The sequence below is a fragment of the Methanosaeta sp. UBA356 genome, from assembly GCF_002496465.1.
GTDB lineage: Archaea > Halobacteriota > Methanosarcinia > Methanotrichales > Methanotrichaceae > Methanothrix > Methanothrix soehngenii.
In genome coordinates this window covers 6,434-11,603 of sequence record NZ_DAKC01000019.1, presented here as the reverse complement: position 1 = coordinate 11,603, position 5,170 = coordinate 6,434, and the positions used below count along the sequence as shown (strand labels likewise).

At 51.1% G+C, this 5,170-nt stretch carries 4 protein-coding genes and 1 pseudogene; 2 read left to right on the top strand and 3 right to left on the bottom strand.

Going from position 1 to position 5,170, the window contains the following annotated elements; genetic code table 11:
* The first annotated feature begins 245 nt into the window (after positions 1-245).
* Entirely contained in the window at positions 246-956 is a 711-nt protein-coding gene (locus BP727_RS01055; protein ID WP_273277915.1) for a hypothetical protein, read from the top strand.
* Positions 957-1,009: 53 nt separating this feature from the next.
* Here BP727_RS01055 and BP727_RS01050 read toward each other — a convergent pair whose 3' ends face one another.
* Both BP727_RS01050 and BP727_RS01045 read right to left on the bottom strand, forming a co-directional pair.
* Entirely contained in the window at positions 1,010-3,211 is a 2,202-nt protein-coding gene (locus tag BP727_RS01050; RefSeq protein WP_273277914.1) for an oligosaccharyl transferase, archaeosortase A system-associated, read from the bottom strand.
* A gap of 240 nt (positions 3,212-3,451) precedes the next feature.
* Complete coding sequence (locus tag BP727_RS01045) at positions 3,452-3,691, bottom strand: MTH865 family protein (RefSeq protein WP_013718908.1); 240 nt, start codon at positions 3,689-3,691, stop codon at positions 3,452-3,454.
* Between the two features lie 145 nt (positions 3,692-3,836).
* Here BP727_RS01045 and BP727_RS01040 point away from each other — a divergent pair, with 145 nt between their 5' ends.
* Positions 3,837-4,613 carry a winged helix-turn-helix domain-containing protein gene (locus BP727_RS01040; RefSeq protein ID WP_273271224.1) on the top strand — a complete coding sequence of 259 codons (777 nt, stop codon included), beginning with the start codon at positions 3,837-3,839 and terminating at the stop codon, positions 4,611-4,613.
* A gap of 230 nt (positions 4,614-4,843) precedes the next feature.
* On the opposite strand, the pseudogene BP727_RS01035 reads toward BP727_RS01040, so the two are convergent.
* Positions 4,844-5,170: pseudogene (locus BP727_RS01035) on the bottom strand (NAD(P)H-dependent oxidoreductase); the annotation flags it as partial.

Sequence of the window (5,170 nt, the reverse complement as noted above, 5' to 3'; positions counted from 1 at the left end):
TAATTCTCTTGCTCTATTCAGTCAATTCGATTTGCGTTCTTTCTCAAATGTATATACATTCAGCCCAAATATTTCAGCCAAAACCTTAAAATAGGCTGCAGAGAAGCTCATAGCGGGTGTTAGGGTTCTATAGGAGAGTGACCTTCCCGGACTGTGGGGATATCGGGCTGCCCGAATCGAATTATCATATCGGCCAGCAAATCCTTAAATCAAGAGCATCCGGGCAGAAAAGGAGGTAGTGTGGATTGAAGAGAGAAATGATCGTTCTAGCGGTTATCGCCATGGCTCTAATAGGCATGGCAGGCGCTGCCAATTACATGTACGAGAAATCGTCTGTAAAAGGGGTGGGTTATCGAAGCCTGGAGATGGTCATCTCCACCCAGTCTGGCTATGAGGGCCAGAAGCTGGTAGAGAAGCAGACCGGCTCAGGAAATGTGATCCTCTCCAGGATAGAGCTGGAGGCGGAGAGGCAGCCTTTGGACATGGCTTGCGAATGGGCGAACGGCTATCCAATGGATTACATCAACTTCACCTCAGAGCAGGAGCTGGAGTACATGCCCGTCTCCTATCAGACCGGCACCTATGACCAGAAATGGGTGGATAAGCTGTGCATTCAGAACTATAAGATAGGTGCTGTTCTGACTGAGATGTACACTCATGCTGAGCACCTGCAGAAGACCACTGAGGTCAAGACCAGGGGATACAATGCCCTGACCGATACTCCCTGCTGCAACGGTGTCCTTGAGGCCAACATAAACAGCAATGTAATCGGTGTGGCCCATATCGGCTGGATCTCCAGAGATCCCGAGTCCAGCAGCGCGCTCAAAGGGCGGCATGCTGAGTATGGCCGATCGGTCGAGGACCTGACTGGCGTCTTCGCCATTCAGAAGTTCATCCAGCTCTGGGGCAACTCCACCTGTGGCGAAATCAGCGTTGATTGGCTGCCCTGCGTATAAGCCCTAATCGAGAATATCAAATTAATGCGCCGGAAACGGCGCAATTCTCTTTTTTAAAAGTTGATATCAATGGTTCTTCCCTGGAGAACATCCTCCTCGCTCACCTCAACCATCTGTGCCTTCACATCGTCTCCATGCACTGAGAACACCATATACGGGTCAGTTGCATGGACCTCATGCTCTCTCTCTGTGGAATAGGGGACCCTTACCTCAAGTGCATCTCCATTCCAGGTGGCCTGGTTGAGGTAGACGAACCTCCTATCTATATTGGAGGTCATATTGAGCAAGGCCATGCCATTTCCATCCCGGCCAGTGTGGATTTTCAGCAACGCTCCGGGAACATACTGGAAGATCATAACCCTGCTCTTTCCTACATTTCCCATGATAGTGCTCGACTCGTGGATCAGGCGGAACCGGCCCATGCCTGTTCCGTCTGCTAGATAGAGCTTGCCCAATGTGGTGTTGAAGAACCTCTCTTTGGGTTTGGCTGAGAGCTGAGCGCCGTACTCCTCCAGGGCCATATAGCTGCTGATATCCTCATCCGCCCATTCTGTGAGGGAGGGCAGCTTGCCATAGGCAATGCCGAAATCGGCAAAGACGTACCTGGCACCTCTGGCATCCATTATCTCCGTCGCTTCCTTCTCGTCCTCTGCCAGATAGAACTTCACCGCATCCTCTATTCCGGTCTGGAAGTTGTTCGCCACCACCGGCCTTTCAGATAGATAGAGGATCCAGTTGCCATAGTCCCACCAGCTCATCACGCTGTACTCAGGGATCTCTTCCGGATCGGCAAAGTGGCTGGTTGGGTCGCTGTTCTCCTTCAGCCAGAATAGAGAGTCCTGCCAGTCGCCTGCGATCGCAGGTGGCGAATTGCTGGCGAAGTTGAAGGCATCAATTGCCGTCGGCAGGACAAGAAGCAGGATGATGGCTGCTGCCAGGGCCCTGTGGAGCTTTGCGCCCCTCTCCTCCTGGAACTTCTTAAGGCGATCTAGGGCATAGAATATCAGTATGCTTATCAGCATGCCCATGAATATCGTGGAGATGTACAGAAATCTGCCCTGTCCCAGGGTGAGAAGGATGGAGAAGACTGCCCATATCAGAAGGAGAAGCAGGCTCTGCTGCATTCTTCTTTCTTCTTTTCGCATATAGACTACTATGGCGGCTGCTCCTGCTAGGGAGAATAGGATGTTCAGTCCCAGCCAGGAGAAGACCACCTGAGATAACGTATCAAGGTCATAGATGAGCGGTTCTGCCTCTCCAATCTTGCCGATCATCTCCCCTCCCCAGATGTATCCCATTCCCGTTCGGATCAGACCCTCCAGTCCAAAGAATCCGCCCAATATCTTTGAGAGCAGCAATGATATAATGAATATGGCGAGGATGGCCAATGGGAATGCCTTCCAGGATATGCTCCTCTTAGCGATAATGTGTGCCAGTGCCAGCATGATGGCCAGGGCGACGAATATGGCTGCCAATCCCAGGAATGAGGGTGACATCCAGGGGGTATTCCTGAAGGGCAAAACGAGTATAAGGGCGAGGAAAAAGGCTACAAGCAGCGTTGAGGCGATGTTCAGGTTCGGCTTATCCTGGCGCAGTTCCAGGCTCATACCAAATGCTGCGAATAGCAGATACGCCCCGAAGTAGACATCTGCGCCCTGCCAGGTATATGCCAGGGCGGCCAGTGCCACACCTGCCGCAGAAGCGTAGAGCCATCTCTTATCCGGCCGGGAGAATGCGAGGACCATGAACAGGAGAGAGAGGAGCTGAAACAACACCTCCAAAGAGTGATGGTCGGTGGCGGCAACCATAGTATAGAGGAGGTAGTAGGGGGCGAGAGCGGTCATGAAGCTTGCCAGAAGGGCAATTCTGTGATCGAAGAGCTCTCGCATGATATAGTAAACGACGACCATCGCCAGCAGACCGATGATGACAGGCACAAAGGCCGCCGTCATCTCCACCCCCTCTTTTGTATGCTGGCCCAAAGCGATGCATAGGGCAGCGGAGATCTGGTCGAAGAGCGGGGGCCAGGTTATGGAAAAGCCATGAGGGTAGTTCAGGTAGGTATCAAACCATAGCGTATCAGGAAAGTTGCTGGTCCCATAGAGTATCCTGCGCATATGATAGTATTCATCGTAGCCCGGGAATACTATCCCATGTTCGGTAAGTGAGTTCCTTCCTGCAAAGAGCTTCAACAAGAAGCCGAAGACAAGGACTGCTATCAGCTCAACCGGCTCGCTTCTCTTCCCCTCATCCATGAATTCAAGCATTGATATTCGATAATATAAAGCCTTTTGAGGATAGTTTATCTAAAAGAGCATAGAGAGATCTTAGAGCGGATTCAGAATGAAGGTCGCTGTCTACTGGTGCCGGACGGCAGAGATATCACCAAAGAGCCCAATCTACTGCTATCGCGGCTCTGCGCCAGCGACCGTGGAATTCTCGATGGTTCTCTTTTATCTGAATAACCCTTCCTGAGACCTCGGGGCTAGATTAATTCAGAGCCCGGCACGCTTGACGATTACGTCGGCCACCTGCCTGGCATCTTTAAATGGGAAATCGCTGGCTTTCAAGACCTTTCCTGCATCGCCCGCTGTAATTTCCACGTCTCCTGCCTTGCATTTGGTGGCAGCACCCTGGGGCAGGGCAGCCATAAGCTCTTCAGGCGTTTTTATGGGAAACTTTGCTTCCTTTAAGGCACCAACAATTTGGGCATGTATCTCGTCTTTTGCACTCATTATGTTTCACCAATCCTTCTATCGTCTGGTTATGAATATATACTTTAGCGTTATAAAACTATACAAGGTATAATTGAATACACAAGGTTAACTCTAAGATACATAATAGAAACCTTTTTCATCACTGCGTCGGTTTGATGATATCATGAATGCGGATCTTCTGAAGGAAGTCAACGGCATAAAGTCGAAGCTGGATATCATGCACGAAGACATGAAGAGGTTCATGGAACGCTCAAATCAGCAGCACTTGAATTCTATTGTCGATGGCTGCAGAAGCGATTTTTTTGATGTAATCCGGGGATACGCAACCGATGAGATAGAGAGCAGCTTGGAAGGCAAGATATCGAAGGACTGTCATATGAAAAATGCTTGCAAAGCGCTGTTCTCAGATCTTCTGAATAGCAGCCTGGATCAGATAAAAAGGGGCGAGGTATCAGCGGATTCCATCAACGATGCGAAATCGAAGCTGGAAGAGATGCGCAGGAAGTCTCCTTATGATCAGTGCAAAACATGCTTTTCTGAGGTGGCCAGGCTATTGGATAAGCAGATAGATCTGATGCGTTCGCTCAGGGTATACCGAGAAAATGATTTGACGGGTGAATCGATGGAGTCCCTTCCCGAAAAAGAGACTGTCGTCGAGCTCCTCGAGCCCCTGAGCAATAAACAGAGACTGCAAATTCTAAAGGCCCTTTTCGCTGAGACCAAGACCTTTTCGGCTCTTGCTGAGCTCACAGGATTGCGGGGCGGCAATCTGCTCTTCCACTTGCAGAAGCTGCAGGATGGAGGAATGATTTTGCAGAGGCATGAGAGAGGGGACTATATGATTAGCGAGAAGGGATATCGAGCCCTCAGGGGAGTTGCAGAGTTATATTCGGACCTGGGCTCGAAAAGGATCAGCTCCGAACCGATAAAAAGGCCATAGAAATGGCGCAAGGGAACTCCGGTCTTCAGGCCGGAGAAGCTGACGAGGTAGATAGCCTTTGCCTTCGGATCCTCGGGGGCGGTCCGCGTTCCTATTGCTCACGAAGACCTCTCATTCCGGCGGCCTGCCTTCGTCTCTGGCCCGGACTTGCAGCCATCCCATATCTGCAATTCCATTATTCATCCGCATGCCAGACCTCTGCTCCCCCATTCTCTCGCCAGGATTTCCAATTACCTATTCCTATCTTTGGGAAAGATCTCTGCCACTGTATCTTCTGCATCCTCCAGCCAGGCAGTTCTCTTAACCGGCGTGCTGGTCGCAATCACACAATAGGTCTTCCGATAGAACTCCTCCACCCCGCAGAGCCCAAAGATGCAGTCCTTCCACAGCCTCTGCAGTGGATCGCCAAAAGCCTCGCGCTCCCGGTCAGGGAAGGTGTTGGAGGTGTTGAACACCAGCGCCTTATTGGCTTTCAAGAGGCCCCTTGGCACTCCTTCGCCGCTGTCCCCCTCCAAAAATTCGTAAGCTACCCCCGGCCGGATCACCCTGTCCACCCA